The organism is Celeribacter sp. ULVN23_4, from assembly GCF_054788345.1.
In genome coordinates this window covers 170,455-183,284 of sequence record NZ_JBTVYO010000007.1, presented here as the reverse complement: position 1 = coordinate 183,284, position 12,830 = coordinate 170,455, and the positions used below count along the sequence as shown (strand labels likewise).

General features: G+C 60.2%; 11 protein-coding genes. 3 read left to right on the top strand and 8 right to left on the bottom strand.

Annotation, left to right across the window (positions count from 1 at the left end; all coding sequences use genetic code 11):
* Window positions 1-5: 5 nt before the first annotated feature.
* The 7 genes from ACYBHZ_RS15415 to ccoN form a co-directional block, all read right to left on the bottom strand.
* Window positions 6-2,192 (bottom strand): heavy metal translocating P-type ATPase, encoded by a 2,187-nt coding sequence (locus tag ACYBHZ_RS15415; RefSeq protein WP_460275169.1) that lies wholly within the window; start codon window positions 2,190-2,192, stop codon window positions 6-8.
* 11 nt (window positions 2,193-2,203) lie between these two features.
* Window positions 2,204-2,662, bottom strand: a complete 459-nt coding sequence (locus ACYBHZ_RS15410; RefSeq protein WP_460275168.1) for a FixH family protein — start codon at window positions 2,660-2,662, stop codon at window positions 2,204-2,206.
* A 2-nt stretch (window positions 2,663-2,664) separates the two neighbouring features.
* Entirely contained in the window at window positions 2,665-4,110 is a 1,446-nt protein-coding gene (gene ccoG / locus ACYBHZ_RS15405; protein ID WP_460275167.1) for a cytochrome c oxidase accessory protein CcoG, read from the bottom strand.
* 283 nt (window positions 4,111-4,393) lie between these two features.
* Window positions 4,394-5,272 carry a cytochrome-c oxidase, cbb3-type subunit III gene (ccoP, locus tag ACYBHZ_RS15400; RefSeq protein ID WP_460275166.1) on the bottom strand — a complete coding sequence of 293 codons (879 nt, stop codon included), beginning with the start codon at window positions 5,270-5,272 and terminating at the stop codon, window positions 4,394-4,396.
* Window positions 5,269-5,448 carry a cbb3-type cytochrome c oxidase subunit 3 gene (locus ACYBHZ_RS15395; protein WP_460275165.1) on the bottom strand — a complete coding sequence of 60 codons (180 nt, stop codon included), beginning with the start codon at window positions 5,446-5,448 and terminating at the stop codon, window positions 5,269-5,271. Before ACYBHZ_RS15395 ends, ccoP begins: the two co-directional genes overlap by 4 nt.
* A 12-nt stretch (window positions 5,449-5,460) precedes the next feature.
* The gene (gene ccoO, locus ACYBHZ_RS15390; protein WP_460275164.1) at window positions 5,461-6,186 is read right to left on the bottom strand and encodes a cytochrome-c oxidase, cbb3-type subunit II; all 726 of its coding nucleotides are present in this window, start codon (window positions 6,184-6,186) and stop codon (window positions 5,461-5,463) included.
* A 15-nt stretch (window positions 6,187-6,201) separates the two neighbouring features.
* The gene (gene ccoN, locus ACYBHZ_RS15385; protein WP_460275163.1) at window positions 6,202-7,797 is read right to left on the bottom strand and encodes a cytochrome-c oxidase, cbb3-type subunit I; all 1,596 of its coding nucleotides are present in this window, start codon (window positions 7,795-7,797) and stop codon (window positions 6,202-6,204) included.
* Between the two features lie 365 nt (window positions 7,798-8,162).
* Between ccoN and ACYBHZ_RS15380 the strand changes: the two genes are divergently transcribed.
* A complete protein-coding gene (locus tag ACYBHZ_RS15380) occupies window positions 8,163-9,002 on the top strand; it encodes a universal stress protein (RefSeq protein ID WP_460275162.1) in 840 nt (279 codons plus the stop codon).
* 138 nt (window positions 9,003-9,140) lie between these two features.
* Here ACYBHZ_RS15380 and fnrL read toward each other — a convergent pair whose 3' ends face one another.
* Window positions 9,141-9,881 carry a transcriptional regulator FnrL gene (fnrL, locus tag ACYBHZ_RS15375; RefSeq protein WP_460275161.1) on the bottom strand — a complete coding sequence of 247 codons (741 nt, stop codon included), beginning with the start codon at window positions 9,879-9,881 and terminating at the stop codon, window positions 9,141-9,143.
* Between the two features lie 66 nt (window positions 9,882-9,947).
* Between fnrL and hemN the strand changes: the two genes are divergently transcribed.
* Both hemN and ACYBHZ_RS15365 read left to right on the top strand, forming a co-directional pair.
* On the top strand, window positions 9,948-11,303 hold the full coding sequence (gene hemN / locus ACYBHZ_RS15370; RefSeq protein ID WP_460275160.1) for an oxygen-independent coproporphyrinogen III oxidase: 1,356 nt from the start codon (window positions 9,948-9,950) through the stop codon (window positions 11,301-11,303).
* A 121-nt stretch (window positions 11,304-11,424) separates the two neighbouring features.
* Window positions 11,425-12,822: an FAD-binding oxidoreductase gene (locus tag ACYBHZ_RS15365; RefSeq protein ID WP_460275159.1), complete on the top strand. Its 1,398-nt coding sequence runs from the start codon at window positions 11,425-11,427 to the stop codon at window positions 12,820-12,822.
* The last annotated feature ends 8 nt before the right edge of the window (window positions 12,823-12,830 follow it).

Sequence of the window (12,830 nt, the reverse complement as noted above, 5' to 3'; positions counted from 1 at the left end):
TCCTCTCAAAACGGTTTTGACGCGCGTTTCAGACGGAGCGCGTTGAGCGAGACCGTAATCGAACTTACCGACATCGCCAAGGCCGCGGCGAGTGGTGTCGCAAACCCCGCAAGCGCAATCGGCACGGCGATCAGGTTGTACAGCGTCGCGATGTTGAAGTTTTCCTTGATCCGCCGGGTGGCGGACACAGACACCTGCGTCGCCTCGCCGATGGGCGCGAGCGATTTGCCGAGCAGCACCATGTCGGACACCACACGCGTCGCTTCCAAGGCGGAGGCAGGCGAGATCGACACATGCGCAGCGGCAAGGGCTGCGGTGTCATTGAGACCATCGCCCACCATCAGGACCTTGCGCCCGGATCGGGTCAGCTCGGCCACACGCAGCGCTTTGGCTTCTGGCAAGCATTCCGCATCCCAGGCTTCGATCCCGATCCGCTGCGCGATGTCGGCGACGGCGGCAGGCGCATCGCCGGACAAAAGGACCACATCCTTGCCCTGACGCTTCAAAGCGGCCACCGCATCGGCGGCCCCTTCACGCAGGTGATCGATGAAGGTGAAGGCAACCGGCGCCTCCTCCCCGATCCGCAGATAGGTCGCGGTTTGCGGGAGGGCCTCGGCCTCAAGCCATGTGGCGCGCCCGAGGCGCACGGTCTGACCGTTGAAGACGCCTTCAACACCCTGCCCCGGCACTTCGCGAATGTCGCTCACCGCTGCGGGAACGATGTCCGCCGCGCGGGCGGCGTCATATAGAGCAGACGAGAGCGGATGCGCGGAGCCGGAGGCCAGCGCCATGGCGACAGAGCGCGCACGGGGGGGGATGTCAGCCAGATTGGCCAGTTCAGGTTTGCCCTCTGTGAGCGTGCCTGTCTTGTCGAACACCACGGTATCAACCTCGGCCAGACGTTCGATGGCGGTCGCCGATTTGATCAGGAGCCCAGCACGGAACAAGCGCCCCGAAGCGGCGGTGGTCACGGCGGGCACGGCCAGACCGAGCGCACAGGGACAAGTGATGATCAGCACCGCAACCGCGATGTTCAGGGAATGGCGCACATCCATCGTCGCGATCATCCAACCGACAAAGGCGAGCAGCGAGAGGATATGAACGGCAGGCGCATAAATCCGCGCTGCGCGGTCGGCCAGAGAGGTGTATTTGTTGCGCGAGGTCTCCGCCATCGCGACGAGATCAGCCATCCGGTGCAGCGAACTGTCCTCGCCCGCCGCCGTGACTTTCACAATCAGCGGCCCGGTCAGGTTCACCTCGCCTGCGGAGACAATGCTGTCGACGCCCGTTTCCACCGGAAGGCTTTCGCCCGTGAGCAAAGAGCGGTCCAGCTCAGATGCCCCCTCGACCACGATCCCATCGACCGGCACCCGCGCGCCGGGAACGACACGCACCAGCGCGCCTTTTTCCAAATCCTTGATCGAGATGACCGTGCCATCGGTCAGCATCACGCGCGGCACTTCAAGGGCCGCGAGTTCTTCAGCGGCAGAGCGCGCCACGGAACGGGTGCGGTAATCGAGATAACGCCCGGCGAGAAGGAAGAAGGTCAGCGACAGCGCGGCGTCGAAATAGGCGTGCCGCCCCGATTCCATCGTCTCGAACAAAGACATGCCGCCCGCCAGAAGAATGGCGAGCGAGATCGGCACATCCATGTTGAGGCGCTTGGCTTTCAGGGCCGACCAAGCTGAAGAAAAGAACGGCTGCGCGGCATAGGCGATTGCCGGAAGCGCAATCGCAGCCGACACCCAATGGAACATGTCGCGTGTCACGTCAGAGGCGCCGGACCAGACCGCGATGGACAGAAGCATCACGTTCATCATCGCAAAGCCAGACACCGCGATGCGTGTCAGGATCGCGCGGCCCTTTTTGTCGGTTTCCGTGGCGGAAATCGCGCTGGCGTCCAGTTCATAGGCTTCATAGCCCGCTTTGGTCAGCGCCCCGACCAGATCATCGACGGAGACGTCTTCATCGGCCTCCACCTGCGCGCGTTTGAGCGTGAGATTCACACGCGCGGCGCGCACGCCGGGCTGCTTGGTCAGTTCACGCTCGACACCGGAGATACAGGCCGCACAATAGATTGCCGGCAAAGACAGCACGAAACGCGCGTCGCGAACGTCGCGCGCATGGGCTGTTTCTTCGGCGGCCGGAGCGGCCACACAGGCCGGACAGGCCGAGATCTGAACCTCGGACATGGGAAATGCCTTTAGCGTTTGACGTGGATGACGATCCGCTGGGTGAAATGGGTTCCATCCTGCGCCGTGGCCGTCATCCGGTAGTTCCAGTTGCCCGCCGCCAACATGCCGGTTTTCGCGACATAGGCTTCGCCATTAAAGCTGAAGTCAGGCTGTTGATCGTCCACGACCGTGGTGGCCCGGCCCAGCGTGCCGCCAATCTCGGCGACCTCGACGGCCTGCCCGTCCACATCCCGGATATAGACGAACAGATGTTCCTGATCGTCCACCGCCTCGACAGTCCAGCCAAGCGCTTCCTGAGCCTGCTTGTCGCGGTTGAACGTCTGCGAAACCCCGTAGGAATTCGCAGTTTCCAGTCCCGGGAAAGTCTTCACGGCCTGAACGGCCATGAAGATATTGACCCCGATGATCACGGAGAAGGCAGACACCGTGCCGATAAGGACATGTTTGCCTGTAATTTCACGCGCCATCTTTAGTTCCCTTTCCCGTTGAAGACAGAGTCCACAGAGACCCGCTCGCCCGCAACGCCGTCTTCCACCCAGAAGGAGAAGTCCGTGCGGTCGGACATGGCAGCTTTGGACCCGGCGGGGGCTTCGACATAGGCGCGCACGATGCGCATCTCGTCGGCTTTCACCGCAATCGTGTCGCCCGCAGCCGTATCGGAATCCTGCAGTGTCACCGTCAAAGTATCATCGCCCGTGACGCTAACACGGAACTCCCGTTCCTCGCCATGCTTGTTGCGCAGACGCAGGTCGTAAATGTTGCGGATCGCGCCATCGGACTGCATCACATAGGTCGGGTTGCGCACCGGCGCGACCGTCATGTCGATGTCGGAGCGCGCGAACAGCGCCCAGATCAGCCCGATGCCGACACCGGCCCAGAGCACAGTGTAGAGAATGGTGCGCGGGCGGAAGATGTGTTTCCACACCGGCTTTGGTTTCTCACCGGAAATCTCGCGCGGCTCATCCGTCAGGGCCATGTAATCGATGAGACCACGCGGCTTGCCGATCTTGTCCATCATCTCGTTACAGGCGTCGATACACAGCGCGCAGGTGATGCATTCAAGCTGTTGACCGTCGCGAATGTCGATCCCCATCGGGCAGACGTTCACGCAGGCCATGCAGTCGATGCAATCGCCAAGTTCGGCCGCATGAGCGCCCTTGCGGTGCTTACCGCGCGGCTCACCGCGCCAATGGCGATAGCCCACGGTCAGGGTATCTTCGTCCATCATCGCGGCCTGAATACGTGGCCATGGGCAGGCGTAGATACAGACCTGTTCGCGCGCCATGCCGCCAAAGAAGACGGTGGTCGCGGTCAGGATCGCCATCGTCATATAAGCGACCGGATGCGCTTGGCCTGTCACCAGATCGACCAGAAGCGTCGGCGCATCGGTGAAATAGAACACCCAGGCCCCACCGGTCGCGAGGCCGATGATCACCCAGGACAGGTATTTCATCACCCGCAGACGGAATTTGCGGAAGTCCATTTTCTTCTGACGGTGCAGACGCAGGCGGGCGTTGCGGTCGCCTTCGATCCAGCGCTCGACCAGAATGAAAAGATCGGTCCAGACGGTTTGCGGGCAGGCATAGCCGCACCAGATCCGCCCTGCGGCGGAGGTAAACAGGAACAGCCCAAGCCCGGCCATGATCAGAAGCCCGGCGATGAAATAGAATTCATGCGGCCAAATCTCGATCCAGAAAAAGAAGAAGCGGCGGTTGGCGAGGTCGATCAGGATCGCCTGATCCGGCAATTCCGGACCACGGTCCCAGCGGATCCACGGAGACAGGTAATAGATACCCAGCGTCACCGCCATGATGATCCATTTGAGAGACCGAAAATTCCCTTTTACACGACGAGGGAAAATCGGTTCACGCGCTTCATACAGCTTATGTTCGGGGGAATTGTCGGTAGAGCTCATGGAGCGTTGCCTTTTCGACTGTTCGCGGTTTTGCCCTTAATGCGGGCCGCCACCTGTCTCAGCCTTGATGTGCATCAAACTTTTATGAAGGTCGGCTGAAAGGTACATTAAAAACACGCCTTGGACCTGCAGACCCTGCCACAGAGTGCCCGTGAAACGTAAGAGAAAACCGCAGCTGGTCACGCTGCGGTTTATATTTGTGGGCACCGACCCTGAAGAAACGCGCGAACAGGATCAAGGGCCGGTGCCGCAACCCGGGCGTTGCCGCCCGGATTCGCAAGGTTTACTCGCCGCCGCCCAACTGGTGGACGTAGAGCGCAGCTGCGTTGACCTCAGCCTGAGACAGACGCAGGCCCCAAGCCGGCATCACGCCGAAACGCGCGTTGTAGACCGTCTCATAGACAGTGTCGTGATCGCCACCATAGAGCCAGATCGCATCGGTCAGGTTCGGAGCGCCCTGATAGATGTCACCGGTGCCGTCTTCGCCGTGGCAGGAGGCACAGTTGTATTCAAACACCTCTGCCCCCGCAGCAGCGAGATCCATATCATAAGTGCCGCCAGCCATGTTGGTGCCATCGTTTTCGGGATCGGACAGGGACATGGCGAAGGCCACGACCTGATCGATTTCCTCATCCGTCAGCAGCTCGTCGGCACCGAATTTCGGCATCTCGGAGTAGCGGGCATCGTCGGTCTCGTTGCGGACACCGTGCTGAACCGTGTAGGCGATCTCGTCGATCGTACCGCCCCAGAGCCAGTCATTGTCCAACAGCGTCGGATAGCCCACATTGCCCTGCGCACCGGAACCGTGGCACTGCGAGCAGTTGGCACGGAACACGGCAGCGCCCATGTTGACACCGTAGTTGTAAACATCGGTCCCCGGCATCACCTCGGTCACGTCGGCTGCGGCCAGTTCGGCCTCGACACCGGCGTTCATCTCCTCGAACGAGGCGATTTTCTCGGCAACTTGCGCACGGGTGGACCATCCGAGCACACCAGCGGTGGCCCCTTTGATCATTGGCCAAGCCGGCATGGCGATCGTGTAACCGATCCCCCAGATGATGCAGAGATACCAGATAACCAGCCACCAGCGCGGGAGCGGGTTGTTGTACTCTTCGATCCCGTCCCAGGAATGACCTGTGGTTTCGACTTCTTTTTTACTCATGTCCTCGCCTCCTCTTCGGCGGGTTTGTCTTCATGCCGGAAGATGACATCAGCCGTGTCGCGATGCTGCCTGCGGGAGCCCGGGCGAAACGCCCAGAACACCGCAGCGGCAAAGAACACGAACATAGCCAGCAAGACCCAGCTGTCGGCAAATTCACGAAGGATGTGATAATCCATCTCTTCTGTTCCTTAGCGGGACGCATCCGGAGTGAAGGTCGAGAAATCGACCAAGGTGCCCAGCATCTGCATGTAAGCGATGAGCGCATCCATCTCCGTGATTCCGTCCTGACCGTCAAAGTTCCGCACCTGCGCATTCGGGTAGCGTTCGAGGAGACCCTCGCTGTCGCTCCACGGATCCGCCTGATTCACGAAGTCTTCTTTGGCGACTTCGATCATCTCGTCGGTATAGGGCACACCAACGATACGGTGGGTTTTCATCAGGTCCTCGATATACTCGGGCTCGATGTAACGGTCCGACAAGAAGCCATATTTCGGCATCACCGATTCAGGCACTACGGACTGAGGATTGGTCAGGTGGTCGACGTGCCACTCGTCGGAGTAGCGGCCGCCCACACGGGCGAGGTCGGGCCCCGTCCGCTTCGACCCCCACTGGAACGGGTGATCGTATTTCGATTCCGCTGCCAGCGAGTAGTGACCATAACGCTCCACCTCGTCGCGCATCGGACGGATCATCTGCGAGTGGCAGACGTAGCAGCCTTCCCGCACGTAGATTTCCCGACCGGTGAGCTCCAGCGGGGAGTAGGGGCGCACGCCCTCTACATCCTCGATGGTGTTTTCGAGATAGAACAAAGGAGCGATCTCGACGATCCCGCCCACGGTGACGACCAGAAGGGCGCCGACCATCAGCAGAGTACCGTTGGTTTCGATGATCTTATGTTTATCAATGAGAGCCATGTTCGAAACCCTCCCTTATTCTGCCGGAGCCATGGCCGTCGCATCCGCCTTCACAGGCGCACGACGCACGGTCATGTAGAGGTTGTAGCACATGATGATTGCACCGGTGAGGTAGAGCACCCCGCCAAGAGCACGCACAACGTACATCGGATGTTTCGCAGCCACGGTGTCAGCGAACGCGTTCACGAGGAAGCCTTGGCTGTCGACTTCGCGCCACATCAGGCCTTCCATGATACCCGTGACCCACATCGAAGCAGCGTAGAGCACGATGCCGATGGTGGCGAGCCAGAAGTGCCAGGACACGAGACCGAGCGAGTAGAGACGCTGACGGTTCCACAGAGCCGGGACGAGGTAGTACAGGGCCCCGAAAGTGATCATGCCGTTCCAGCCCAGAGCACCGGAGTGCACGTGACCGATGGTCCAGTCGGTGTAGTGAGACAGGGAGTTCACAGCGCGGATCGACATCATCGGGCCTTCAAAGGTCGACATGCCGTAGAAGCCGACGGAGATCACCATCATGCGGATCACCGGGTCGGTACGCAGTTTGTCCCATGCGCCGGAGAGCGTCATCAGACCGTTGATCATGCCGCCCCAGGAGGGCATCCACAGGATCACGGAGAACACCATGCCGAGGGTCGAAGCCCAGTCCGGCAGAGCCGTGTAGTGCAAGTGGTGCGGGCCAGCCCAGATGTAAATGAAGATCAGCGCCCAGAAGTGGATGATCGACAGCTTGTAGGAGAAGACCGGACGTTCAGCCTGTTTCGGCACGAAGTAGTACATCATGCCCAAGAAGCCTGCGGTCAGGAAGAAGCCCACAGCGTTGTGGCCGTACCACCACTGGGTCATCGCGTCCTGCACGCCGGACATCACCATCACGGAGCGGGAGCCGAGCAAGGAGACCGGGATTGCAAGGTTGTTGACGATATGCAGCATCGCGATCGTGACGATGAAGGACAGGTAGAACCAGTTCGCAACGTAGATGTGCTTTTCCTTGCGGGTGAAGATCGTCCCCATGAAGGCCACGAGATAGGCCACCCAGACGATGGTCAGCCACAGGTCGATATACCATTCCGGCTCGGCGTATTCCTTGGATTGGGTCACACCCAGCACATAGCCGGTCGCAGCCAGCACGATGAACAGGTTGTAGCCCCAGAACACGAACCAGCCGAGGTTGCCGCCCCAGAGACGCGATGCGGAGGTCCGCTGAACCACGTAAAAAGAGGTCGCAATCAAAGCGTTGCCGCCAAAGGCAAAAATCACTGCAGAGGTATGCAGCGGGCGCAGACGCCCAAAATTGCCGTGGCCTTGCAGGAATTCAAAGTTCAGCTGCGGGAAAGCGAGCTGAAACGCGATGAACGTCCCCGCCAAAAAGCCAACGACGCCCCAGAGAGCCGTCGCGATGACCCCGGCGCGCACAACGCCGTCGAAATATCCGGTCGGTGCCGGTTTGACGTCGCCCGTCGTGCGCAGGGTGTAGATAAAAGTAATGGCCGCGGCGGCCATAAAAATGAGCGCGTGCACCTGATAGGCAAAGTCGCGCCCGTAGTTCGCGGCAAGGCCGAACAGGATCACGGCGATCCCTAGCACTGCCAGCTTGGTATAGTTCCACATATTGCGTCCCTTCGTTCGTTTGCCCTCGTCCATAGGGCATAGCCGTCCCGCATTTGACCCACGGGGTTCGACAGTCTGCGATTTGACTCACACCAATGTGAACAACCTTGATCTGTGTCAAAACGCCGACAATTACGATTGTTATGCGCCCAAAAGTCAGCAGGTATCTTCATACCCGCGCCAATCAGCCGCATCCTGTTCGCATAGACAAATCTGACGCAAAAAGTCTATTTGTGAAAATTATATTTTTGATATGCCTTTACTCTCTGCCTGAAACGTCGTCTTTTGTTGATCTCCGTCAAAGCGATATTTTCCTGTCGGAGCGATGATTTCATCAATCAGACACACACCCGAAGGAGGCGGACATGCCCTTCAAAACCATCACAACGATCATGTGCAACATGGAGGCAGACCGCCACGCTCTTGATGCGGCGGTGGCCTTGGCCCGGAAAGAAGAGGGGCATCTCGATGTAATTTGCCTCGGCCTCGACCGGACACAGCCCGGCTTCTACTATGCTGGCACCAACGCCATGGCGCTTCAGGATAACCTGCAGCAGGCGCAGGCCGACAGCAAAAAAGTCGAAGAGGAAGTCTCCGAGTACCTCAAGTCTCTGGACATCTCTTGGTTCACCAATCCGGTCACCGCTCAAATGGCTGGCCTGACCCCGCAGCTCGCGCATTTCCTGCGCTTCTCCGATGTCGTCGTCCTGCCCCGCCCCTATGGCGAAGGTCGCGGTCACGAACATGAAGAGATTCTCGAAGCCGCGCTGTTCTCCGGTCGGGTCCCGGTTCTCGTGATGCCCGATGGTGTCGACGTTCCGGAAAGCATCGACCGCGTGGTCGTCGCTTGGAACGAAAGCGCCGAAGCGCTCGGAGCCATCCGTGCCGCCCTGCCGATTCTGCAAAAAGCCGATCTGGTGGACATCACCATCATCGATCCGCCGCAGCACGGTCCCGACCGGTCCGATCCGGGCGGCTCGCTTTGCCAGATGCTCGTGCGTCACGGCGTCCGTGCCGAAGTTTCCGTTCTCGCGAAAACCATGCCGCGCATCTCCGACGTGCTCGTACGTCAGCTGAGCGACAAGGACGCCGACATGCTCGTGATGGGCGCCTATGGCCATTCGCGTTTCCGCGAATCCATCCTTGGTGGCGCAACCCGTCACATGCTTGAACTGGCGGAAATTCCGGTTCTGATGTCGCACTAACCGCGCGACGACACGCAAAAACCGGTCTGCGCTGCCCTCCCTCACGCGCAGACCGGATTATCTGGGAATATCAGGCCCAAAAAGAAACCCCGCGAAACAAGTCGCGGGGTTTCTTTATTCAAGTTGGAAACGCTCGTCTTAGATCATCAAGCCGCCGTCGGTGTCGTCGCCCGTCTCGATCTGCAAGCGGTCGAAGTCGGGAATCACCACGCGGCGTTTGCCTTCCAGCGTGATCACCCCGTCGCGCTTGAGCGCCGAGATTTGCCGAGAAACGGTCTCCAGCGTCAGACCGAGATAATCCGCCATCGCTTCCCGCGTCAGCGGAAGTTCGAACTCCATGCCATCGCCCGCCGTGGTCAGCTCAAGCGACGCCTCACGCCGTGCAATGATCGCCATCAGCGAGGCAATTTTCTCACGAGCGGTTTTCCGACCGAGGATCAGCATCCATTCTCGGGCCGCATCCAGCTCGTCGAGCGTCATTTCCAAAAGGCGCTGACCGATATGGGGTGTCCGCACCATCATCTGCTCGAACGGCTTGCGACGGAAGCAGCACAGGGTGAGATTCGAGACCGCCACAACATCGTAAGGCGCCACATCGCGCCCCGGACGTCCAAGAAAATCGGACGGCAGCAACAGCCCGACCATCTGCGTGCGACCGTCTTCCATCGCCTGACTGAGAGAGGCCACCCCGGTGACGACAGAGGCCACGAAATCCATCCGATCCCCGGACCACACAATGGGCTGTCCAGCCTCGTAAGAGCGGTAGTATTTGATCGCATCCAACTCTTCGAGTTCATCCGCCTCGCACCGCGCACAGACTGAGCGGTGACGGATTGGGCATGATCCGCACTCTTTATGGTCAAACAGAATTTCGTTCATTGGTGCGCTCGCAATTCTTGATCTGGGTCAATGCACCCGATCTTTGATGGGCTACAGCGTATCTCTATGAACAAACACACGCAACTCCGCAAGCTAGGCCTTTTTGACGCCCGTGTCCCCCGGTACACGAGTTACCCGACGGCACCGCATTTCTCCGACACCGTCGGCGGCAATGATGTGGCCGGATGGCTGTCTGCGCTCAATCCTGCCGAGCCGATCTCTCTTTATGTCCACGTCCCGTTCTGCCGCAGGCTTTGCTGGTTCTGCGCCTGCCGGACACAGGGCACAAGCACGGCGAGCCCCGTTGCCGCCTATGTCGAGACGCTCAAAGCGGAGATCGCGCTTGTGAAGGCGCGTCTTCCCGAAGGGATCGAGATCGGCCACCTGCACTGGGGCGGCGGCACGCCGACCTTGCTTGAGGCCGATATGATCGCCGACCTCTCAACCACGATTCGCGACCTTGCCCCCTTTGCGGAAAACTACGAATTCTCGGTCGAGGTTGACCCGAACGAGATTGATGACGCCCGTCTCGATGCGCTGGCCGAAGCGGGGATGAACCGCGCCTCCATCGGGGTGCAGGATTTCGATCCGCAGATCCAAGAAACCATCGGACGCATCCAATCCTATGAGACCACGAAAGCCGCGGTCGAGGGCCTGCGCGCGCGCGGCATCCGTTCGCTAAACGCCGACATCCTCTATGGCCTTCCGGGCCAGTCACGGGAGAAAATTGCCGAGAGCGTGCAGAAACTCCTGTCGCTGTCGCCGGACCGTGTGGCCCTGTTCGGCTATGCCCACGTGCCTTGGATGGCGCGTCGTCAGAACATGATCCCGACCGATGAACTTCCGACGCCGGAAGAACGGCTCGACCTGTTCAACACCGCGCGCGATCTCTTCGTCTGGGACGATTACGCCGAGATTGGCATCGACCACTTTGCGAAAAAAGGCGACGGGCTTGAGGTTGCGCTGCGCACCGGCAAGCTGCGCCGCAATTTCCAAGGCTATACCGACGACAAATGCCCGACCATGGTTGGTATCGGCGCGTCTTCGATCGCGAAATTCCCGCAGGGCTATGCCCAGAACCAGCCTTCAACCTCGAAATATCAGGCCACGGTGCGGGCGGGCGAGCTGCCGATTTCGAAGGGCCACCGCTTCACCGAAGAAGACCACCTGCGCGGTCGGATCATCGAAGCGCTGATGTGCGACTTCCGCGTCGAGGCGGCGGAACTGAAGGAGAGCTTCGGCCTGTCTCAGGCAGACTTCGAAGCCTATGCAACCAGTGTGGCAGAAGCCTTCCCGGAAATGCTCGACATTTCGCCCGAGCGGATCGTCATTCGTGAAGAGGCCCGCCCGCTGACCCGCATGATCGCGCGCCATTTCGACGCCTATGACATGACACAGGCACAGCACTCCTCCGCCGTGTAATCCCCTTCGTAAGCCGAGAAAGGCCCGCGTTTATCGCGGGTCTTTTTATATCTGCACCTCTCTGCCCTTGCCATTGCCGACGTTTTGCCGGACACCCGGCGCAACGACTGGAGACACGACAATGGACATTCTTTCCCGCCTCGAAGCGATCACCCCGCATGTGCTGACCGGAGCCGACGCTCTGCCCTACGGTCGCGATTGGGTCGGGAAATATGCGACGGCTCCGCTGGCCGTGGTGCGTCCGGGCACGACCGCCGAAGTCTCCGCCATTCTCGCGCTTTGCCATGAGACCGAGACCCCTGTGGTCCCGATGGGGGGCAACACCGGCCTGACCGGCGCCACAGCCGCCGAAGGTGCGCTGATCCTCTCGCTCGACCGGATGCAGACGATCCGCGAGATCCGCCCCGAAGCCCGCATCGCCGTGGTCGAAGCCGGTGTGATCCTGCAAGACCTGCATGACGCTGCCGAACAACAGGGCCTGACCTATCCCATGACCTTCGGCGCGCGCGGCTCTGCCCGGATCGGCGGGACGTTGGCGACCAATGCTGGTGGCTCGAACGTCCTGCGGTATGGCAATACCCGCGATCTGTGCCTTGGCGTCGAAGTCGTTCTCGCCGATGGACGCGTGCTCGACCTCATGAGCGAGCTGCATAAGGACAATTCGGGCTATGACCTGCGCGATCTGATGATCGGCTCGGAAGGCACGCTCGGGGTTATCACCGCCGCCGTTCTCAAACTCTTCCCCGCGCCGAAAGCTCATGCGACAGCCATGGTCACCACCACAGGCCTCTCCGCCGCGCTGCGCCTTCTGAACGCGCTGCAAACTCGCACCGGCGGCATGGTCGAAGCCTTTGAGTACATGCCCCGCGGTTACATGGACAATCTCGCCCTTTACCGTTCCGATCTGACCCCGCCTCTGGGCCACGATCAGGATCACACGATTTTCCTTGAGATCGGCTCCACCATGCTGCGCGATTGCACCCCGGACGAAAACGGAGAAATCCCGCTCGTGGCCCATCTTGAGGACACGCTCGGAGCGATGTTCGAAGAAGGTCTGGTGCTCGACGCCGCCCTCGCCCAATCCGAGGCGCAGCGTAGCCTGATGTGGGAAATTCGTGAGGCGGCTGCAGAGATTTCGACGGCTGTGAAGCCCGTTGTGATCAACGATCTCTGCCTCCCGCTCGACCGGCTTGAGGCGTTCATGGACGAGGCCGAAACGCGTCTGCGCGCCCTCGACCCCGGTTTCAAAACCTGCCCGGTCGCACATTTGGGCGACGGCAACATTCACTACACGGTTTACCCGAGCACGCCCGATCTGGTGGATCCGCTCATGGAAGAAGTCGAAGAGATCGTGCGCGAAATGGGCGGCAGCTTCTCTGCCGAACACGGGATCGGCCTTGCGAAACTGCCTTCGATGGAACGCCGGAAGAACCCGGTCGCACTTGATATGATGCGCGCAGTGAAAGCGGCGTTTGATCCGAAAGGCATTCTCAACCCCGGAAAAACCCTGCCCTCCTAAGGGCAGAG

What these genes read in the sequence shown, in the direction of transcription:
- ACYBHZ_RS15415 (WP_460275169.1), bottom strand. Translation starts at nt 2,192, where the DNA reads ATGTCCGAGGTTCAGATCTCGGCCTGTCCGGCCTGTGTGGCCGCTCCG.
- ACYBHZ_RS15410 (WP_460275168.1), bottom strand. Translation starts at nt 2,662, where the DNA reads ATGGCGCGTGAAATTACAGGCAAACATGTCCTTATCGGCACGGTGTCT.
- ccoG (WP_460275167.1), bottom strand. Translation starts at nt 4,110, where the DNA reads ATGAGCTCTACCGACAATTCCCCCGAACATAAGCTGTATGAAGCGCGT.
- ccoP (WP_460275166.1), bottom strand. Translation starts at nt 5,272, where the DNA reads ATGAGTAAAAAAGAAGTCGAAACCACAGGTCATTCCTGGGACGGGATC.
- ACYBHZ_RS15395 (WP_460275165.1), bottom strand. Translation starts at nt 5,448, where the DNA reads ATGGATTATCACATCCTTCGTGAATTTGCCGACAGCTGGGTCTTGCTG.
- ccoO (WP_460275164.1), bottom strand. Translation starts at nt 6,186, where the DNA reads ATGGCTCTCATTGATAAACATAAGATCATCGAAACCAACGGTACTCTG.
- ccoN (WP_460275163.1), bottom strand. Translation starts at nt 7,797, where the DNA reads ATGTGGAACTATACCAAGCTGGCAGTGCTAGGGATCGCCGTGATCCTG.
- ACYBHZ_RS15380 (WP_460275162.1), top strand. Translation starts at nt 8,163, where the DNA reads ATGCCCTTCAAAACCATCACAACGATCATGTGCAACATGGAGGCAGAC.
- fnrL (WP_460275161.1), bottom strand. Translation starts at nt 9,881, where the DNA reads ATGAACGAAATTCTGTTTGACCATAAAGAGTGCGGATCATGCCCAATC.
- hemN (WP_460275160.1), top strand. Translation starts at nt 9,948, where the DNA reads ATGAACAAACACACGCAACTCCGCAAGCTAGGCCTTTTTGACGCCCGT.
- ACYBHZ_RS15365 (WP_460275159.1), top strand. Translation starts at nt 11,425, where the DNA reads ATGGACATTCTTTCCCGCCTCGAAGCGATCACCCCGCATGTGCTGACC.